At 63.1% G+C, this 18098-nt stretch carries 17 protein-coding genes and 2 pseudogenes; 13 read left to right on the top strand and 6 right to left on the bottom strand.

The features are described from left to right. Window positions 1–585: 585 nt before the first annotated feature. On the bottom strand, window positions 586–1416 hold the full coding sequence (locus tag CXQ88_RS21880; protein WP_219816338.1) for a transposase: 831 nt from the start codon (window positions 1414–1416) through the stop codon (window positions 586–588). Window positions 1417–1474: 58 nt separating this feature from the next. Further along, window positions 1475–1933, bottom strand: a complete 459-nt coding sequence (locus CXQ88_RS14705) for an IS110 family transposase (protein ID WP_219816337.1) — start codon at window positions 1931–1933, stop codon at window positions 1475–1477. Between the two features lie 430 nt (window positions 1934–2363). Between CXQ88_RS14705 and CXQ88_RS22400 the strand changes: the two are divergent. Next, a pseudogene (locus CXQ88_RS22400) lies at window positions 2364–2652 on the top strand (IS701 family transposase); the annotation flags it as partial. Between the two features lie 310 nt (window positions 2653–2962). Here CXQ88_RS22400 and CXQ88_RS14695 read toward each other — a convergent pair. Next, entirely contained in the window at window positions 2963–4450 is a 1488-nt protein-coding gene (locus CXQ88_RS14695) for a polysaccharide biosynthesis tyrosine autokinase (protein WP_104044890.1), read from the bottom strand. Window positions 4451–4721: 271 nt separating this feature from the next. Here CXQ88_RS14695 and galE point away from each other — a divergent pair, with 271 nt between their 5' ends. Continuing rightward, window positions 4722–5753: a UDP-glucose 4-epimerase GalE gene (galE, locus tag CXQ88_RS14690; RefSeq protein ID WP_104044889.1), complete on the top strand. Its 1032-nt coding sequence runs from the start codon at window positions 4722–4724 to the stop codon at window positions 5751–5753. Between the two features lie 316 nt (window positions 5754–6069). On the opposite strand, the gene CXQ88_RS21875 is transcribed toward galE, so the two are convergent. Then, window positions 6070–6252: a hypothetical protein gene (locus CXQ88_RS21875; RefSeq protein WP_181037548.1), complete on the bottom strand. Its 183-nt coding sequence runs from the start codon at window positions 6250–6252 to the stop codon at window positions 6070–6072. Window positions 6253–6427: 175 nt separating this feature from the next. On the opposite strand from CXQ88_RS21875, the gene CXQ88_RS22150 reads away from it, so the two are divergent. From CXQ88_RS22150 to CXQ88_RS14655, 8 genes and pseudogenes are all read left to right on the top strand, one after another. Next, window positions 6428–6973: a tyrosine-type recombinase/integrase gene (locus CXQ88_RS22150; RefSeq protein WP_219816336.1), complete on the top strand. Its 546-nt coding sequence runs from the start codon at window positions 6428–6430 to the stop codon at window positions 6971–6973. A 9-nt stretch (window positions 6974–6982) separates the two neighbouring features. Then, window positions 6983–7225 carry a transposase gene (locus tag CXQ88_RS22145; protein WP_219816335.1) on the top strand — a complete coding sequence of 81 codons (243 nt, stop codon included), beginning with the start codon at window positions 6983–6985 and terminating at the stop codon, window positions 7223–7225. Window positions 7226–7441: 216 nt separating this feature from the next. Further along, a pseudogene (locus CXQ88_RS22690) lies at window positions 7442–8084 on the top strand (IS5 family transposase); the annotation flags it as partial. 500 nt (window positions 8085–8584) lie between these two features. Beyond that, the gene (locus CXQ88_RS21870; protein ID WP_181037538.1) at window positions 8585–8731 is read left to right on the top strand and encodes a hypothetical protein; all 147 of its coding nucleotides are present in this window, start codon (window positions 8585–8587) and stop codon (window positions 8729–8731) included. Between the two features lie 207 nt (window positions 8732–8938). Then, window positions 8939–10285, top strand: coding sequence for a MinD/ParA family ATP-binding protein (locus CXQ88_RS14670; RefSeq protein ID WP_104044888.1), 1347 nt, complete (start codon window positions 8939–8941; stop codon window positions 10283–10285). Window positions 10286–10986: 701 nt separating this feature from the next. Then, window positions 10987–11613 carry a TasA family protein gene (locus CXQ88_RS14665; RefSeq protein WP_104044887.1) on the top strand — a complete coding sequence of 209 codons (627 nt, stop codon included), beginning with the start codon at window positions 10987–10989 and terminating at the stop codon, window positions 11611–11613. 46 nt (window positions 11614–11659) lie between these two features. Then, window positions 11660–12271, top strand: a complete 612-nt coding sequence (locus CXQ88_RS14660; protein WP_104044886.1) for a signal peptidase I — start codon at window positions 11660–11662, stop codon at window positions 12269–12271. 110 nt (window positions 12272–12381) lie between these two features. Continuing rightward, entirely contained in the window at window positions 12382–12828 is a 447-nt protein-coding gene (locus tag CXQ88_RS14655; RefSeq protein WP_104044885.1) for a hypothetical protein, read from the top strand. A 34-nt stretch (window positions 12829–12862) separates the two neighbouring features. Here CXQ88_RS14655 and CXQ88_RS14650 read toward each other — a convergent pair whose 3' ends face one another. Then, window positions 12863–13327 (bottom strand): Lrp/AsnC family transcriptional regulator, encoded by a 465-nt coding sequence (locus CXQ88_RS14650; RefSeq protein WP_104044939.1) that lies wholly within the window; start codon window positions 13325–13327, stop codon window positions 12863–12865. A gap of 161 nt (window positions 13328–13488) precedes the next feature. On the opposite strand from CXQ88_RS14650, the gene pdhA reads away from it, so the two are divergent. Genes pdhA through CXQ88_RS14635 form a run of 3 tightly spaced genes read left to right on the top strand, consistent with a single transcriptional unit; the run spans window position 13489 to window position 17317 of the window. Further along, entirely contained in the window at window positions 13489–14712 is a 1224-nt protein-coding gene (pdhA, locus tag CXQ88_RS14645; RefSeq protein WP_104044884.1) for a pyruvate dehydrogenase (acetyl-transferring) E1 component subunit alpha, read from the top strand. Beyond that, window positions 14709–15821: an alpha-ketoacid dehydrogenase subunit beta gene (locus CXQ88_RS14640; RefSeq protein ID WP_104044883.1), complete on the top strand. Its 1113-nt coding sequence runs from the start codon at window positions 14709–14711 to the stop codon at window positions 15819–15821. Before pdhA ends, CXQ88_RS14640 begins: the two co-directional genes overlap by 4 nt. 2 nt (window positions 15822–15823) lie before the next feature. Beyond that, window positions 15824–17317 (top strand): dihydrolipoamide acetyltransferase family protein, encoded by a 1494-nt coding sequence (locus tag CXQ88_RS14635; protein ID WP_104044882.1) that lies wholly within the window; start codon window positions 15824–15826, stop codon window positions 17315–17317. A 253-nt stretch (window positions 17318–17570) separates the two neighbouring features. On the opposite strand, the gene CXQ88_RS14630 is transcribed toward CXQ88_RS14635, so the two are convergent. After that, on the bottom strand, window positions 17571–18089 hold the full coding sequence (locus tag CXQ88_RS14630; protein ID WP_104044881.1) for a DoxX family protein: 519 nt from the start codon (window positions 18087–18089) through the stop codon (window positions 17571–17573). Window positions 18090–18098 lie beyond the last annotated feature (9 nt).

The raw sequence follows: 18098 nt of genomic DNA, 5'->3' as shown, positions 1-18098 counted from the left end.
CCCTGTTAAGGTGGGGGTGGTCGTCGGTTACGGTGGCCTTGGGAGGGGCCGGGGTGGTTCCGGTTTTCGGGCTCTTCACTATGGAGTTGTGGACCGGTTGGTCTGGCTCCTTGATGGGCGTGGCGGCCTCGGCTTGCTGGACGCAGGATCCTCTGGTGAGGCGGGTCTGACTCTCGGCTCTTCTGACATCACCCCGTGGTGATTGTCCTGCCCACGACGTGTCGGCCGACCTGGCTCATTTTCGAAGTGCAGCCCGGCAGGCCGTCATGTCCTGATAGGAGTCTGGCGAGTCCCAGATATTGAACTGACTGACGCCCAGCTGAGCTGCGCACCCGACGACGAGGAAGGGCACAGTTTCCATGGTGAACGAGAAGCAGATTAAAGATTCCCTAACGCTTGTCAACAGTTTTTTAGCTCTGGACGGCAGGCAGGGTGAGTGCACCTTCACCAGTGTTCCGCGGTGACGGGAAGTGCGTCCATCGGGACGGGACCGGGTCGTAGGGTCGTTGGTCTGCACCCCGGGCTGGTGGGGCGGAAGATCGCCAGCGGCCTCGGAAACGGGTGGCGGTGATCGATGTTACCGTGTCAGGCGGGCCCGTTCGCTTCGATCGTGTGGGACCGCGACTGGCTGCGTTGCTTGGGCGTGACGGTGTAGTAGGAGGCGATGAGTTCTTTCGCGACCCGTTTGGTGACTGGCTGACCCTCGAGGTCCCGCAGCTCATACATTTGCCCGGTGGTCGGGGTTTTCCAGGTTCTTTCGGCCAGTTTCCTGGTGACAGCGATCGTGGCCTGTGTGTGGCAGTGGCCATGTTCGGTCATGAGCCGGTGATAAAAGGCGGCCAGCTGGGGATCCATGGTCCGGGCGACGCTGCCGGCCTGGTAGAAAGCGAGGCGCAGGGGTGCAGGTCCTTCCTTGCTGATGGCCCGACGGGACTGGTTCATCGTCCCAGAGGACCAGTTTGAAGGGGTGATGCCGACATAGTTCGCGGCCTTCTTGGCACTGTCGAACCCGGATCTGTCACCGAAGTAGGCGCGGATGCAGGGACCGGTTGCCGGGCCCACGCCGAGCAGGGACAGGATCAGCGGGTCGTCGCCGTAGAGCTGCTCCCACCACTGACGGGCATGGGAAGTGAAGCGCTCCACCCTTGCCCTGGATTCCTGCAGGTCGGTGAGGTGTTCGGTGACGTCGACGGCCAGCGCGTCCAGGTCTAGATGACCGTCCCAGAAGTCTGCCCATCCCCGGGCTGCGGTCTTGATCGCCGTGGCGCGGGCGGGTGTGTCGGCGACATCGCGGGTGTGCTCGGCGATCACAGCCGTCAGGGTCGCAGTGCGTGCCGATGCCAGGGAACGGAGGTGGGGCCAGCGGCCCAGCACGGCGAGGGCTGTTGATTCGGATCCGGCGAACGCGGTCCACACATCGGGAAAGGCCCACCTCGCCAGCGACAGCAGCCCCGCCAGTAACGGTTCCCGTCAATCACGGCGCCGGCCTGGCGGACCACGGCCCGCCGCAACGCCACCTGTCCCGGAGATGCCAGGACCAGGGGTGGGGGGTCGAAGATCTCCCGGCATGGGTGAGGACTTCGGAGTCTGTGACATCGGACTTGTTCTTGCCCATGATGGCCCCGCGCAGCCGAGCGGAGTGACGGGCACGGATCATTTCCATCTTGCCGCCGGCCCGTTCGACTGCGAGGGCCAGCGCCAGCCAGGTCATCGAGGTCGGTTCCACGACCGCTGTCACAGGTACCGGAACGGCGGCCAGCCGCGCCGAAAGTCTCTCCAGCCCGGCCAGTGTGGGGTCGACCGTGAAACGGCTCAGGTGTTCTGTTCCGTCGTCGAAAAACTCCCGCACCGCGATATGGTGGCGTGCCGTGATGGCCGCGTCGATACCCGCCACTGCGCGCACGACTTCAGCGGGTTCATCCTGATTTTGCATGATGGTTCTCCTCCTCGCATCGAATACGTGCGATGGGACAACCCGTCTTTGCCGGTCCACCAGCCGAGTCACCAGGCCGGGCTTGACCCATCCTTGGGGAGAACCGTCATGCACTGTTCTGAGCGCCGGCGGCGGCCTCCCTCACACGCCCGCAACTGCTGAGGAAGCGTCGGATACAGTTCCCGCGCTTGTGAGTCATCCGGTGCCCGCCCGGACGAAACCCGGTGCTGTGCACCGTTCTCTTCCGGCCACCAATTCCCTCAAATCGGGTCCGCTTGGAAGACAGGCCGGGGGCGACGATCTCTTTCACGGGCCATGACGCCCAGCCGAAAACCGGAACCACCCCCGCCCCTCCCAAGGCCACCGTAAACGACGACCACCCCACCTCAACAGGGGGTACTTAAGAGATACAAGCCCCGAAAGCGGAGAACACTGGCTGCTGGCCCGCCGGTCCCTGAAAGACCCGATCGAACTGGCTTACTTCATTTGCCACGGCCCGAACCGGGTCCCGCTGGCCGAACTGGTCCGGATCGCCGGCGCCCGCTGGGCGATCGAGGAAACCTTCCAGACCTCCAAGGGAGAAACTGGACTTAACCACTACCAGGTCCGCCAATACACCGGCTGGTACCGCCACATCACCCCCTCCATGTTCGCCTCAGGCATTCCTGACCGTGATCCGCTCAGAAAAAGGGGCCCTTCCGCAGGAAGCGGGGAACTGATCCGGCTCTCACTGCCCGAAATCAGGCGCCTGCTCGTCCGACTGGTCTGGCACCGCACCGCCAACCCAAAGCACGTCCTGAAACACTCAACCTGGCGACGAAAACACCAACACAGCGCCCGATATTGTCATTACTAGGCCCGCGGACACACCCCATAAACGCGACTGTAGTGCTAGGGCTGAATACCGGCAACGCGGCACCACCACCACGATGTTCCCTCCCAAATGGCGGCCAGAACCGTGGTGGTGGAGTGCATCGACTCCTAGTCCCGATGCCGCCCCTGATCGAGAGGCACGGCATAGAGCTTTGGCTACCGGCTTATACGATCAGCGGGAAAATTCTTTGGAGGACTGTCGGAAGTCCCTAGTTGAGGTGATGGAAATTCAACGTCAGCTGTTCCGTCCGTAGGCCTACCGCTGGTCCCATTCACATGGCTGGGCGATTTGTGCTGATCGTTTCGGTAATAGCTGTACGTGTACGCGTCTGGACCCTTCGCTGGCAATCCGTTGAGGACAATGCCGAGAATATTGGAACCGACCATCTTCAAAGCGTTTAGTGACTTCTCAAGCTCCTGCTGACGCAGCTTCTGTGACCCTACGACCACAATTACCCCGCCGACGTGCTGAGACAGGACTGCTGCATCGGTTACGGGAAGCAAGGGCGGAGCATCAATAACGATTGAGTCGAAGATGTCCTCTAAGACCTCGAGCAATTGCTTCATTGCGACCGACCCAAGTAGCTCGCTCGGATTCGGCGGTATTTGGCCAGACGCCAGTACGTAGAGCCGACCCTCTCCCCAAGGTTGTAGGAGCTCGTTGACGTCTGCAGATCCAACAAGCGCGGTGGTCAAGCCTGCGCTGCGGTCCAGCCCTAAGTATTCGTTTACCATAGGCCGGCGAAGATCGGCATCGATCAAGCAGACGGACTGGCCCGCTTCGGCCAAAGCAATCGCGAGGTTCGTCGCAGTAGTACTTTTGCCTTCACCAGGAACTGAGGAAGTCACCAGCACTGTTTTCGCGCCTTGGGTGACGTTGGCAAACTGCAAGTTGGTGCGCAGTTGTCGGAACGACTCGGCTCGTGGGCTCTGGGGGCCGGTTTGAGTTAGGAGCGGCTTGCGAGTGGCATCTGCATCAAAGGAAATGCCGCCGAGGATGGGGGCATCTGTAACTTCGCGCAGGTCACTTTCTCCGCGGATCTTGTTATCGAGTCGGTTCCTCAACACTGCAGCGGCGAAACCCGCTGCAGCCCCGATTATGAGACCAAGCACCAAATTCAATCGTGTGTTTGGAGAAGTCGGAGAGGATGGAGCCGTTGCCGGCGTGATGATCGAGACATTGAATGGGGACCCGCCCCCGGCCTTGGGCTGCTCTAGATTCTCGATTGCGTTGACCAAGCTGTCTGCCACGGCCTGGGCTATGGCTGCTGAACTCACAGCTGAGGCATCAGTAACTTCGATGTTGATAAGTACCGTATTGAGATCTGTCGTGGCCCTAACGGATTCGGAGAGTTGTTCTGCCGATACCCCCAGGCCAAGCGTGTCTATGACCGGTTGGAGAACCATAGGCGAGTTGACCGCCTTAACATAAGACTGCACCCGCGCTTGACTGAATGTGTTACCCTGCTGCATTTCTTGAACGGAGCCCGAATTCTGGATGGCGACGAAGAGTTGGGTTTGCGCGGTGTATGTCGGTTTCGCAAGCACGGATACTCCTGCGCCAATGAGTAGGCCTGCCAGCGTCGCGGCAACGATCAAAATCCAGTAGCGCCTCAGTACACGCATGTAATCGCGTAGGTCCAACCTTGGGTCCCCCTGTAGAAGTCTTGTCAATGCGCACCAGTCGGGCTGCGATGTGAGTCAATTTTGCAATCGGGACCAGTCTACCGGCCTTTATTTCTCTCCCGACCGCACCGTTCGTTGTTATCGCACGGAATCGAAGTTCTCGTCCTGAAACGTGGGCTCTGAGCATCCATAGTATGAATAGTTCTGAGGGTGTAGCTACTAAGAACAAGAAAGTCACAGGTCGTTCACGAGATTATCGACGCAGTCACTCGGCTTCTAAGATTGTCGTATGAAAGTCTTGGTCACCGGGGGAGCCGGCTATATCGGATCGCACACTGTACTTTGCCTGCTTGAAGCGGGCCATGAGGTTGTGGTGGTCGACAATCTTGCGAATTCGGACGCGGAGTCGCTGCGTCGGGTAGAAGAGTTGACAGGTCGGAGTGTTGACTTTCTTCAGGTGGACTTGCTGGATGCTCGTGCTCTGGACGACGTGTTTGCTGGAGGAGGGTTTGATGCGGTTATTCACTTCGCCGGTTTAAAGGCTGTCGGCGAGTCCGTCACTAAGCCTCTTTCCTACTATCGTAACAACGTTGTGGGCACGCTCAATCTTGTTGAGAGCATGGAGAAGGCCGAAGTTCGCCGCTTAGTCTTCAGCTCGTCAGCTACCGTCTATGGCGCATCGGAAAACGTGCCTCTCACGGAAGAGACGCCTTTGGACGCGACCAACCCTTACGGTCGAACCAAGGAGCAGATTGAGGACATTTTGTCCGACGTTGGCCATGCGGACGCGAGGTGGAGCATTGCGCTGCTCAGGTACTTCAATCCGGTGGGCGCCCACGAGTCAGGTCGGATTGGGGAGGACCCGCAGGGAGTGCCGAACAATCTGTTGCCGTTTGTGGCGCAGGTGGCTGTGGGAAGGAGGGAAAAAGTCACTATATTTGGCAGCGATTACCCGACGGCTGACGGCACAGGAGTGAGGGACTACATCCATGTGATCGACCTAGCGGGCGGCCATTTATCTGCCCTACGATTTCTCGCAAATAAGACAGGAACGTTTCGGTGGAACTTGGGCACGGGCCGGGGATCATCGGTGTTGGAAGTCATTCACGCCTTCAGCGCTGCTGCTGGACGTCTAGTTCCCTTTGAAATTGGACCTCGACGTCCCGGAGACTCGGCCGTGAGCTATGCTGATCCATCGGCGGCTCTGGCTGACCTTGGGTGGTCGGCTCAACGCGACCTCGCAAGCATGTGTGCAGATCACTGGGGTTGGCAGAGCGCAAACCCGGGCGGCTATTCAGCCGATGCGAGAGCAAAGGATTAGGCACCCAACCTTTGCTGGTGATTTTGGGATTACGTTTCCCGACGTCCACACTTCATGGCTGATTGGTTGCGACTGGCTCGGGTGTGGATGTTGTGAGAGCTCTTGCCTTCCGCTATCGCGCGGTGAGTCACACGTACCACAAGACACATTCACCTCAAGAGGTCTTTTTGCCGTTTGGCGACCCGGTGTTGGCCGCAGTGAAGTTTTTACGGCCGCGTCAGCGAGCGACCCTCAATCCCACGCTCGGTGCTGGTTGCGCTGGCATTCATGGCGGGTCGGGGCCTGCGGAATTTACTTTGATTCCGTCGGGTGTTGGTTACGGGTGCTCGGCAAGGGACAGCGTGAGCGGCGGGTGCTGCTTGACGCGGACGTTGCTTCCATCATCCAGGTGTATCTGCTTGCCGAGCGGCCCGAATCCGTCAGTACACGCCTTTTTCGCGCTGATGGGGTTCCTGACCGACATCACCGAGTGGGACTGGCCCGAAGCATCAGCTTGCAAGCTGCTGTTCCGTGACGACATCCCTAGCTCCCTCAAACACTGCCCCGCTACCTGCCCATCGACATCGACCGCCGGCTCACCCAGATCCTCACCGATTCCCCGGGAAACGCACTGGCCGCGGCCGCCTTGCGGCTGCAACGTTCCTGCGGGCTGCGTATCGGGGAACTGTTCGATCTTGAAACTGGACTGCGTCCACGAAGTCCCCGGCCACGGCAGCTGGCTGAAGGTCCCCCTCGGCAAACTGGACACCGAGCGGATGGTTCCTCTCGATGAAGAGATCCTGGAACTGATCGACCACATAACCCACACGAGATCGCACGGCCGGCCACTGCCACACCCGCGTTACCGATGCCCTGCCCAGTTCCTGTTCACCCACTGCGGTCGAGTTCACCTCGGGCAACAAACCGTCCGCGCCGAACTCGACTGCGCCGCAGGTCTCGCCGGAATCGCACACATCACCCCGCACCAGCTACGGCATACCTACGCCACCGCCTTGGTCAACGCCGGTGTCTCGCTGCAGGCCCTAATGGCGCTGCTCGGCCACATGTCCGCAGAGATGAGCCTTCGCTACGGACGGCTGTTCGAGGCCACCGTGCGCACTGAGTACGAACGGGCCCCTGATCTGGCCAAACAACAGGCACTCACACCCCCGACCGGCAGAGCCAGCCTGCCGCTCAGAGACATCACGGCGGAAAAGACTGGAAGGACACCCCGCTGCTGAAGTCCCCGCATGGCCGGAGGGTACTGCCTGCGGGCACCCGCCCAGGGCGCCTGCACCTACGCAAATATCTGTGAGCACTGCTCCAGCTTCAACGCGGAGCGCAGTTCACTGCCGATCCTTGCCGCCCAACGCGTTGATGCAGACGCACTCGCCCGCGACGCCGAACAACGGGGCTGGATCACCGAAGCCGCCAGACACAAACAGCTCATCACACGACTCGACAACCTGATCAACGAGGCCACCGCAGGATGACGAACACGAACACCCTCAACAGCTTCGAGCGCGCCTGTGCCGAGCTCCTCCGGAACGGACAGGCAGTGACATTCACCGCCGTTGCCGCCCGCACAGGCCTGGGCAGGACCGCTCTCTACCGGCCCAATAATCCGGGCCATCATCGAGGAGAACCGTCACTGCGCCACCGCCAGCGGCACTCTCACCGGCCTCACCGACGAGATCGCCACTCTTCGCGCAACTGATGCCCGTGGTGAGGTGGGCTGGTCGGTTTCGGTTGCCTCAACGGTCAACCGGGCCCACGAGCATGGCACCAACCTTCCCCGCACCACAGGGTGCCCCGTCGAACTACATGAATCTGTTTGCTGAACCCGACGATCCTGCAATTAGCTGTTCCCGCGGCGGGCTAAGCACCAAAAGTCTCGCCCTGGTCGACGGCAAAGGCAGACCCTTAGTGGTGCTGGTGGCCCCTGGCCAGGGTGGAGATGCTCCAATGTTCAGCCACCTGATGAACCAGTTGAAGATCAATCGAGCCGGCCGGGCAGGCCACGCACCCGCCCCGACCGTGTCCGCGGTGACAAGGCATACTCGTCGAGGGCGATCCGGACCCATATTCGCGACCGCGGCATTGCGGCTGTCACCCCACAGCCGGCCGATCAGGTCGGTCACCCGTGAACGGCGTGGATCACTGGCGGCAGACCTCCGGCCTTCGACAAAGAGGACTACAAGGGCCGGAATGTCGTCGAACGGAACTTCAATATCATCGAGCAATGGCGTGCCCTGGCAACGCGTTACGACAAACTCGCACTCACGTACCGCGGAGGAGCAGTTCTCCGCGCAGTCAGAATCTGGGCTGCCAGCTTTAGGAGACACGCCTTAGTGCTCGCCTGCACAGCCCTGATCCGGCCCGATGGCCCCGAGGCCACCGCTCATGCGGGGTGGCAGCCAGCCTTTCGGGCCTCATTGGCGCGGCCATGTGCGCATTACCTGGACGATGCGGTGCTTTGGCATACCCCGCCAAGGCATGGAAGCGGTTCCGCTGGCCCCTGCTGGCCCCGTCAGTGCCCACCAAGATTTTCGTAACAGTTAAGGTGACTTGATCAAATCTTGAGGGTGTGTTTTGTAGCATCGCGGCATGGGTAGATACGGGGGCGCCTATCACGCGCGGTACTCTCGGCGGGAGCTGAGGCAGCGGAATGTAAGGGTACTTTCCTATTTCCTGATCAGCGCTTTAGCCGTCGCGACGGTGCCCGTCGTGCTGATGGCTCTACGCGGATAGCTTCTGCAGGCGGCGCGCCTGTTGATGACGTGACTTGTCATAGGACCTGTCACGTGGTTAGGTCAGGATGAATGGGGATCACCTGACCGATGGAGGCTGTTGTGGCTATATCCGAGTACGCCTTTGCACTGAGCGCGCTGCTGGGCACCCTGCTGGTTCCCTTCTTTGTCCTGCACCAGATGCTCCGGCTCAAGCGCCGAGCCATCAGGGTCACTGCTCCCGCCGCACCCCGAGGTAACCGCCGCTAGTCATGCCGTACGTCGACATTAATCCCCATAAAACCCGTCCCAAATGGCAGGCCTACGCCCTCCTGGCCGTCCTCCTTGTCCTCACCGCGGCCGTGGTGGGCGCTGCCCTCGTCCGCATCTGAACAGGCCTACCAGGCAAAGCCCCTAGACTTACTGTTTGAACCAGTGCTGCAAAAACAGTTTGCCGAACGTCCTGGGGGGACATACATGCCCGATCCGGCGGATCAGAACGCACGCGCCCATGCAGAGGATGCAGGGCAGCCTGAGCTGCGCCGTCGCCGTGACAACCGTCACGGCGACGGTGAGCTGACGGATGCCCGGACAGGAACCATGCCAGCCGTAACACCGAACCCCTCGACTCAGCCCGATGCCGGGAGGCCGTTGACGCGCCGGACCTCCTGGGCGGAGGCGGCGGCTGCAGCGGATGCAGTAAAGCCCGCCGCGTCCGTTCCGGCGCCCACCCGGGCGCCGGCGTCAGCGCAGCCCGCGATGACTGACACCATCACCTCACTCCCCGATGCCGCTGCTGCAGATGCCGAGCAGGCGCCGTCGGGTGCTCCTTCTGAAGCACCCGCCTTTCGGCGTGCCCGGCCCACTGTTGCCGACACCATCGCAGACAAGCCCATGCCGGACTTCACCAGCTCACCCGGCCTGTTTGTAAAGGAACAGAAACCGCGGCCGGTGGGCGGTGTCCGTGGGGCCATCTTCAACATGACCGGCGGGGCCTGGAACATGGGCCCCGGACAGAAGCAGCGCCAGGAAGAAGAACTCGGCCGCCGCATCTCCAGACAGTTGCAGGGCAGCTACAACACAGCGGTGCTCAGCCTCAAGGGTGGCATCGGCAAGACCTCCACCACGGTGGGCGTGGGCCTGACCCTGGCCGAGTACCGCGGCGACGCGCCCTGCGCCATCGACGCGAACCCCGACTCCGGCGACCTCGTGGAGCGCGCATTGGGGGAGGGGATTTACCAGCAGTCAAGTCCCCGGACCATCACGGACCTGCTTCGGAACATCGAGTCCGTTGACTCGCTCACCGCCCTTGCCCGGTACATGCACCACGCTGGCCGCCTGCACCTCATTGCGGGGGAGCAGGACCCCGAGGTCTCGGACTCGCTGACTGCGGAGGAGTACCTGCGGATCCGCAAGCTCATCGCCGCCTACTACTCTGTGGCTCTGACGGACTGCGGCACCGGTGTCACCCACAACGCCATGAGCGGGATCCTGCAGTCGGCGGACAACCTCGTAATCGCCGCCGGCTACGCAGTAAGCGGCGCCAAGCGTGCCCGCAGCACTTTGCAGTGGTTGGCCAGCCACGGGTACGAGGACCTGGCCCGGAACGCCATCGTGGTCATCACCGACAAGGACGAGGTGTCCTCCCGGGTGGACAAGGACGCCATCGAGGAACACCTCTCCGGCATCTGCCGCGAGCTCATCGCCGTGCCTCACGACCGCGGCGTGGCCGACGGTGACCTGGTGACCCTGGATGTGCTGAAGCCCGAGACCCGGCGGGCTTACAAGGAAATTGCTGCCGCGATTGTGGACGGGTACCGCTAAAACCTGTCGTCGTTAACGGTTACCCATGACAGCTCCGAAGAATGACCGCCGATTCTGCTGTGCCCGAATCGTGACCCGACGTGCTGGCGATCCTCAACAAACTCCCAACCTTCCGGGCGTAGCTTGAGCCCATCAGGCAATACCAGGCAGTACGGAGGGAGCAGGACATGACAATCACTGACTACGCCGTGGCTCTTGGCGGCATGCTGGCTTCACTCGGCGCGGCAGGCCTCCTGGCGGCAGGACTGATCCGGGCAAAGGCCCGCCACTAGCTGGATTGGGAACCTTGCGGCACGCGGCTGCCGGGCTGCACCCCAGCCCGGCAGCCGCTGCCGTTTCCTGCAATAACTCCCTGCCCGCACACGTGCGGCGAGCAACTGGGCTTGCTTGTAACGCCCCCGTATCGCCCCGTCTGCCACACTGTTCAGTGCACGGGCGAGGCTGGGGCAGCCACCCCAGTGCGGCTCGTCCTGTTCTCGCAGACGCGATCGCAGTCCGCGTTGAGCTGCTCCTATTCCCAGTGATAATCGGCCCAAAACGGCATTGACCTGCGTCGATAACAAACTTGAGTCATTCTTGATCCGCTCTGTGTGCGCTCCTTGAGGGACGACCGGAATAGTCATTCAAGTCAGGCCGGGAGCGTCTGACCCAAAGCTTCGGCCGGCCCACTGGGGGTGGGCCTTCACGAAAGGGAATGTCACATGGGCATCAGCATGAAGACCACTTCCGGCAAGATCCTCGCCTCCGTTGCACTGGTGGGCACCGCAGCCGCCGTCGCCGGCCTGGGAACCTACGGTGCCTTCACTTCCACGACGCAGGCGGACCAGGCCGTCACCGCCGGCAGCGTGGCGATCGACCTGGGTAAGGGCGCGCCCAACACCCTGGAAACGGCCATCACGGACATGCTGCCCGGGGACAGCGTGGCGAAGTTCGTTACGCTGACCAACTCGGGAACCTCGGCCCTGAACAATGTCACGCTGACCACCTCGACTGCCAACCCCTCTGCGCTCACCACAAACCAGACGAATGGACTGAAGCTCACCATTGAGAGCTGCCCCGCAGCCTGGACCCCCGGTGCTACTGCCGGCACGTACGACTGCAAAGGGGGCGCCACGACCGTAGTGCCCGTGCAACCGATGATTCCGACGGGCACGGCTAGCACGGCTCTGGGTGGCGTTCCGTCCTCCCTCACTGCTGGCGGAATTGATCACCTCAAGATCACTACCAGCTTCCCCACAGCTGCACTTCAGACAGAATTTCCGGGCAACCCGACGAGCACCATCAAGTTCAGCTTCACCGGCACCCAGCGCGCCGCAGTCACCCAGTAGCTAACCGGCACCGCCCCGGCCCCTAACAAGACAGAGGACAACAACCGTGACCAGCGCACAGGAACCGGCCCGGGCCGCGGCCCGTAAGACCGAGTCGCGCACGGGGCCCGTCCGACGGATCCTAAAGGGCTTCGCCACGGCGTTTTTCGTCCTCGCCGTGGCTGTCTTCCTGCTTCTGGCCATCGGACCCCGGTTCATGGGTTATCAGACCTCAACGATGCTCACCGGGTCCATGTCACCACTGATCAATCCGGGTGATGTTGTGGTGACGATCCCCGTCCCTGTGGATGACGTGAAGGTCGGCGACATCATCACGTACCACATCCCGGTCGAGGACCATCGTGTGGAAACCCACCGCATCATCGACATGGATACCACCTCCGAGGGCAAAGTCGCGGTGCAGACCAAGGGCGACGCCAACAACGGCAGGGATCCTTGGATCGCCACGCTCGACGGCCATACGGTGGACCGGCACGCCGCAACTGTTCCCTACCTCGGGACCGTTATCCGCACGCTGCGCCAGCCTCTGGTGATGAATACTCTGATGTACGGCGCTCCTGCCGTCCTGGTCATCGGCATGTTGTTCTCCATTTGGCGCAAAGATCCGGAAACCCCGGTGGAAGCAACGAGGGGTGGCCGCACAGAGGCGCATGCCTGAATGCCCTCAGCGCCAACTGCCCGACCTTGATCCTCCTGGAGCTTGAGCTTTGGCAGCGTTCGTGAAAATGGAGTCAGTCCCGCACGAAACTTAGGAGGAAGGAAGACACCGTGTCCCACGTCAGCACCCTGCGTGCTCTCGCCACCGGCGTGGCCGTCATCCTGGCACTGATCACCACCCCGTCTCCCGCTTTTGCCAAGTTCACGGACACCAAACAGGCCTCAACCCTGATTACCACCGGCCTCGCTACCCCTGCCACGGCCAACGTCACCATGGAGTGCAACCACCTGCTGTTGGGGATTTTCGGGTGGAACAATGTGGTTACCGTCAATTCGTTCGGCAAGGTACCAAGAGCCACCTCCTACGAGATCCGAATCTTCGACGGCGGCGGCCAGCTTCAGGCCCAAGGCGACACCATGAATCTGACGATCTGGTCCGAGAGGAAGCCGGCGGCCGGTTGGCGATACGAACTTCGCGCTAAATACACGGTGCCCACTAACCCCACGAACGTCTGGACCGGAAACGCAATTCCCGGCACATTGAAATGTGATCGTTGACCATATGATGCCGGCACGATGAATTCTCCAATGTTCAGCGAGTATCCAGATCCTCGAACACCAGGAACGTCTGCGTATCCAGCACTCCCGGCATGGACTGCAACTGGTCGAAGATGACCCGCCGCAGGTCGATGTTGTCCACGGCCCGGACCAGAAGGATCACGTCGAAGTCGCCGCCCACCAGGGCCACGTGGTGCACCTCGGGGATCACTGCGAGCTGGTCGCGCAGTTCACGCCAGGCGTCCTGCTTTAGCTTCAACGTCACGTAGGCGGAGGACCGGAGCCCGGCCTTGATCGGGTCCACCAGCGCCGTGAACCTGGACAGCACCCCCTCGCTCGTGAGCCTGCCGATCCTGGTGTACGCGTGCGCCCGGGAGATATGAACGTTCTCGGCCACCTGCGTGACGGACATCCGCCCGTCCCGGGTGAGCTCTGAAATGATCCGGCGATCGATGTCGTCCAGCGGGACGGGTTCTGTCGACGCATCCCTGGTTGCCAATTTGTCCACGGCCCCTGTCAGTAACCTGCCTCACACTTACAATTCGTCTCCCAGTGTAGGCAGAACCGTGCAGCTTCTCCACGATTCCTCGAGGTGCTGGATACGAAACCTGCTCCGGGCGGATACTGGGGAGTAATAGTGGCAACAGAAGGACGGAACCGATGACGATCTCCGCGAACCACACCGCACCGCAACAGGCCAGCATGGCGCCTACCGGGAACGCCCTCTCGGAGACTGCCAAAAAGTTCGGCATCTCCGCTGAGGACTACATGCTCCCGGCCCGGCACCAGATCGAAATGGTGGACCCGGACGGCCGGCTCAAGCCCGAAGGCGAGCAGGGCACCGAACCCGGCCACGAGTACCCCTTGCCCGGCGATGCCGAACTCCTGGCAGCTTACGAGCAGCTCGTCGTCGGCCGCCGCGTCAATGACCAGAACTCGGCACTGGTCCGCCAGGGCCGCATGGCCGTGTACCCGTCCAGCCACGGCCAGGAAGCCTGCCAGGTGGCCGCCGCGCTGTGCCTCTCCGACGGCGACTGGATGTTCCCCACCTACCGCGACGCCGTGGCCGTGATGACCCGCGGCGTTGATCCCGTGCAGGTGATGACCATCTTCCGCGGCGACTGGCACGGCGGGTTCGATCCCCTCAAGCACAAAGTGGGGATCCAGTGCACGCCGCTGACCACCCAGCTGCTGCACGCCGTCGGCGTCGCCCACGCTGCCAAGCTCCGCGGCGAGGACACCGTGGTGCTGGCCATGTGCGGCGACGGCGCCACCAGCGAAGGCGACTTCCACGAGGCCCTGAACTTCGCCGCCGTCTTCCACCTGCCCGTCATCTTCTTCGTCCAGAACAACAAGTACGCCATCTCGGTGCCACTGGCACACCAGTCCGTGGCGCCGTCGCTCGCGCACAAGGCCGTGGGCTACGGGATGGCCGGTGAACGCGTGGACGGGAACGACGTCGTGGCGCTCCTCGCGGTGCTGGACCGGGCCGTGAAACTGGCCAGGGAAGGCTCCGGCCCCCTGCTCATCGAAGCCAACACCTACCGCATGCAGGCCCACACCAATGCCGACGACGACACCCGCTACCGCGAGAACAGCGAGGTTGCGGAGTGGCGGGCCAAAGACCCGGTGAACCGGATGCGTGCCTACCTGACAGATCGCGGCCTGCTGGACGACGCCGTCGAGACGCGGATCGTCGAGCATGCCGAAGCCGTGGCCACCCAGCTGCGCGAGGGGCTCAGCGAGGACGTGCCGGTGGACCCGCAGGAACTCTTCCGCCACGTCTTCTCCGCGCCCACACCCCAGCTGAAGGAACAGTCCGCCCTGCTCGCCGACGAACTCGCCCGCGACGCAGCATCCGCATCCCAGGAGGCCGGCAAGTGAGCCCCACCATCACCACATCGTCCGAGGCCAACGGCAACGTCAGCGCCGCCACCGCCCGGGCAGCCGCCTCGGCCGCCGCCAGCGCGGAAGCCACCGGCCCCCAGCCGGTCACCATGGCCAAGGCCCTCAACACCGCACTGGCCGACGCCATGCATGCTGATTCCTCCGTCCTGGTCTTCGGCGAGGACGTGGGCACGCTCGGCGGGGTCTTCCGCATCACCGACGGGCTCACCGCCACATTCGGGGAGCAGCGCTGCTTCGACACCCCGCTGGCCGAGTCCGGCATCGTGGGCATGGCCGTGGGCATGGCCATCAACGGGATGCGCCCGGTGATCGAGATGCAGTTCGACGCGTTCGCCTACCCGGCGTTCGAGCAGATCATCAGCCACGTGGCCAAGATGCACAACCGCACCAAGGGCGCCGTGAAACTGCCCATGGTGATCCGGGTTCCCTACGGCGGCGGCATCGGGGGAGTGGAGCACCACTGCGACTCCTCCGAGGCCTACTACGCCCACACCGCCGGCCTGAAGGTCTTCACCCCGGCCACCGTGGCGGACGGGTACCGGATGCTCCGCGAAGCCATCGATTCGGATGACCCCGTGGTGTTTATGGAGCCGAAGAAGCTCTACTGGTCCAAGGACCTGGTTGACCTGGCCGAGCTCCGTACCGCTCACTCCGCCGCTGCCCAGGCGGGGACGTCCTCGGAGGGCCGTGCCGCCGTCGCCCGTCCCGGAACCGACGCCACGCTGATCGCCTACGGGCCCTCCGTCCCCACCGCCCTTGCCGCCGCCGAGGCGGCTGCGCTGGAGGGGCGCTCGCTGGAAGTCATCGACGTGCGCACCATTGTGCCGTTCGACGACGAGACGGTCGCCGCGTCCGTGCGCAAGACCGGCCGGGCCGTGGTGATTGCCGAAGCACACGGGTTCGCCTCCGTGTCCTCCGAGATCGTGGCCCGGGTGCAGGAGCGCTGCTTCCACCACCTGGCCGCGCCCATCCGCCGCGTCACCGGATTCGACATCCCGTACCCGGCGCCGAAGCTTGAAAAGTACTACCTGCCCGGCGTGGACCGCATCCTCGACGCCGTCGACGACCTTCAGTGGGAGAACTGACCATGAGTGAAACGCGTGTGTTTTTGTTGCCGGACTTGGGCGAGGGCCTGACCGAAGCCGAACTGGTGTCCTGGCACGTTTCGGTGGGGGACGAGATTTCTGTTGACCAGCCGATTGCCGAGGTGGAGACCGCGAAGTCCACTGTTGAGGTGCCTTCTCCTTATGCCGGCATTGTGGCCGAGCTGCACGGGCAGCCGGGCGAGACGCTGGACGTGGGGAAGCCGTTGATTTCGGTGACGCCGGCTGGTGTTCCTGCCGCTCCGGTGGTTGAGCCTGCTGAAACAGAACTTGGCGACCCGTTGGACGAGCCTGTCGAAACCCCCGCCCAGGCCGAAGCTGAGTTGTACCGCGAAGAGGAAAAGGCGGGATCCGGCAATGTTCTGATCGGTTACGGTACTCCCGGCGGCCACGGCGTTGCCCGGCGGACCCGGGCACGCAAGTCATCGGCGGCTGCCGCCATCACTACCCTTCCCTTGGAGGATGGGGCGGCCGACGGCGGGCCGGCGGCGAGTGCCGACATGGACCTTTCGCTCCTGCGCACCCGGGTCCCCGGTAAGCTCGGTGCGGTGATCTCCCCGCTGGTCCGGCGTATGGCGCGGGAGCACGGCGTCGACCTCGGCGAACTCCCCGGCTCCGGCGAGGGCGGCCTGATCATGCGCCGCGACGTTGAAGCGGCCATCACCAGTCCTACGCCCGTGGTTGAGCCTCGGCCGGCGGTTGAGCCGAGCCCGGTGGTTCAGCCTGTCGAAACTCAGGGCACTGAAACCAAGGGCGCCGATGCCCGGACGGGCTTGGCCATCTCCTCCCGGACGCCTGTCAAGGGAGTACGCAAGGTAGTCGCCGCCAACATGGCACGGAGCCGCTCGGAAATTCCCGAGGCAACTGTCTGGGTGGATGTCGACGCAACAGCGCTGATTGAGCTTCGCGAAGGGCTCAAGGCGGGCGGCTCTCAGGTGCCTGGCCTGCTCGCGTTCATCGCGCGCTTTGTCACCGCCGGGCTCAAGAAGTACCCGGAGTTGAACACGCGCATCGAAACCGCGGCAGACGGATCCCAGGAGATCGTCTCGTTCGACGGCATCAACCTCGGCATCGCCGCCCAGACCGACCGGGGCCTCGTGGTGCCGTCAGTCCGCGCGGCCGAGAAGCTGACTGCGCGCGAGTTGGACGCGGAGATCCGGCGGCTGACCGACGTCGCCCGCCAGGGTAAGGCCACGCCAACCGAACTGGGCAGCGGAACCTTCACCCTCAACAACTACGGCGTGTTCGGCGTGGACGGCTCCGCGGCGATCATTAACCACCCGGAGGTGGCCATCCTCGGGGTGGGCCGGATCATCGACAAGCCGTGGGTAGTGAACGGCGAGCTGGCAGTCCGGAAGGTCACCGAGCTGACGCTCACCTTCGACCACCGCGTCTGCGACGGCGGCACCGCCGCCGGCTTCCTCCGCTTCGTGGCCGACGCCTTCGAAAACCCGAACAGCCTCCTGGCCGACATCTAACCCCCCAACCGACGCTCTCTCACTTGATGTCGATTAAACTCCAACGCTCGCTCCATTGATGTCGGTCTAACTCCAACCCTCGCTCACTTGATGTCGGTTTAGCTCAAACGCTCTCTCAATTGATGCCGGGACTCCCGCCGGAAGGCGGCCGTACGGCGGCGGCCGCGTGCCGCCGTCGTACGTCTTCTGCAGCCCACGCGGCGGCGGGCTCGCCGGAAAATCTCCGATGACCCCGCCGCCGCGGCATGTTGCCTTACTTGTGAAGGCTTTGTGGTTCCTGGCGCGCGGCACTGTAAGGGTGCGCTGATCGGCGGCGGGCCAGCGTCCTGGTGTAGGGGAGTACCACGGCGATCGCGGCGGCGATGAATACCAGCTGCATCAGCGTCCGCGGCAGGAGCGCCGTGGCCGGTGCCCCGTTGACCATGAGTCCGGATAGCGCGGCGTAGACGTTCGCGGGGAACATCGCCACCATCAGCAGGGCCAGCCCGCCGGCCGCCCAGGGCGCGGTCCGGCGGTGGAGCAAACCCGCGGCCCCCAGCAGTTCCAGCACACCCGTCACGGTGACCAGTAGTTCGGGATGGGGCAGGGCAGGCGGCACCATGGCGATAAGGTCACCGCGCATGTCATTGAAATGTGCCACCCCGGTAAGGGCAAACATGGCCGCCAACCCGCCGCGCAGGCTGGTGTGCCAGGACCGGAGCCCCCGGATGCCGGCAACGCCGGCGGCGCGCAGCAGGAGGGTGACGGCCAGGAGGGTGATAAGTGGTGCCATGATGCGTTC

The organism is Arthrobacter sp. ZGTC412 (assembly GCF_002929215.1).
In the GTDB taxonomy this organism is placed as follows: Bacteria; Actinomycetota; Actinomycetes; order Actinomycetales; family Micrococcaceae; genus Arthrobacter.
The sequence above is the reverse complement of the archived record's forward strand: the minus strand, read 5'-3'. Positions and strand labels throughout refer to the sequence as shown.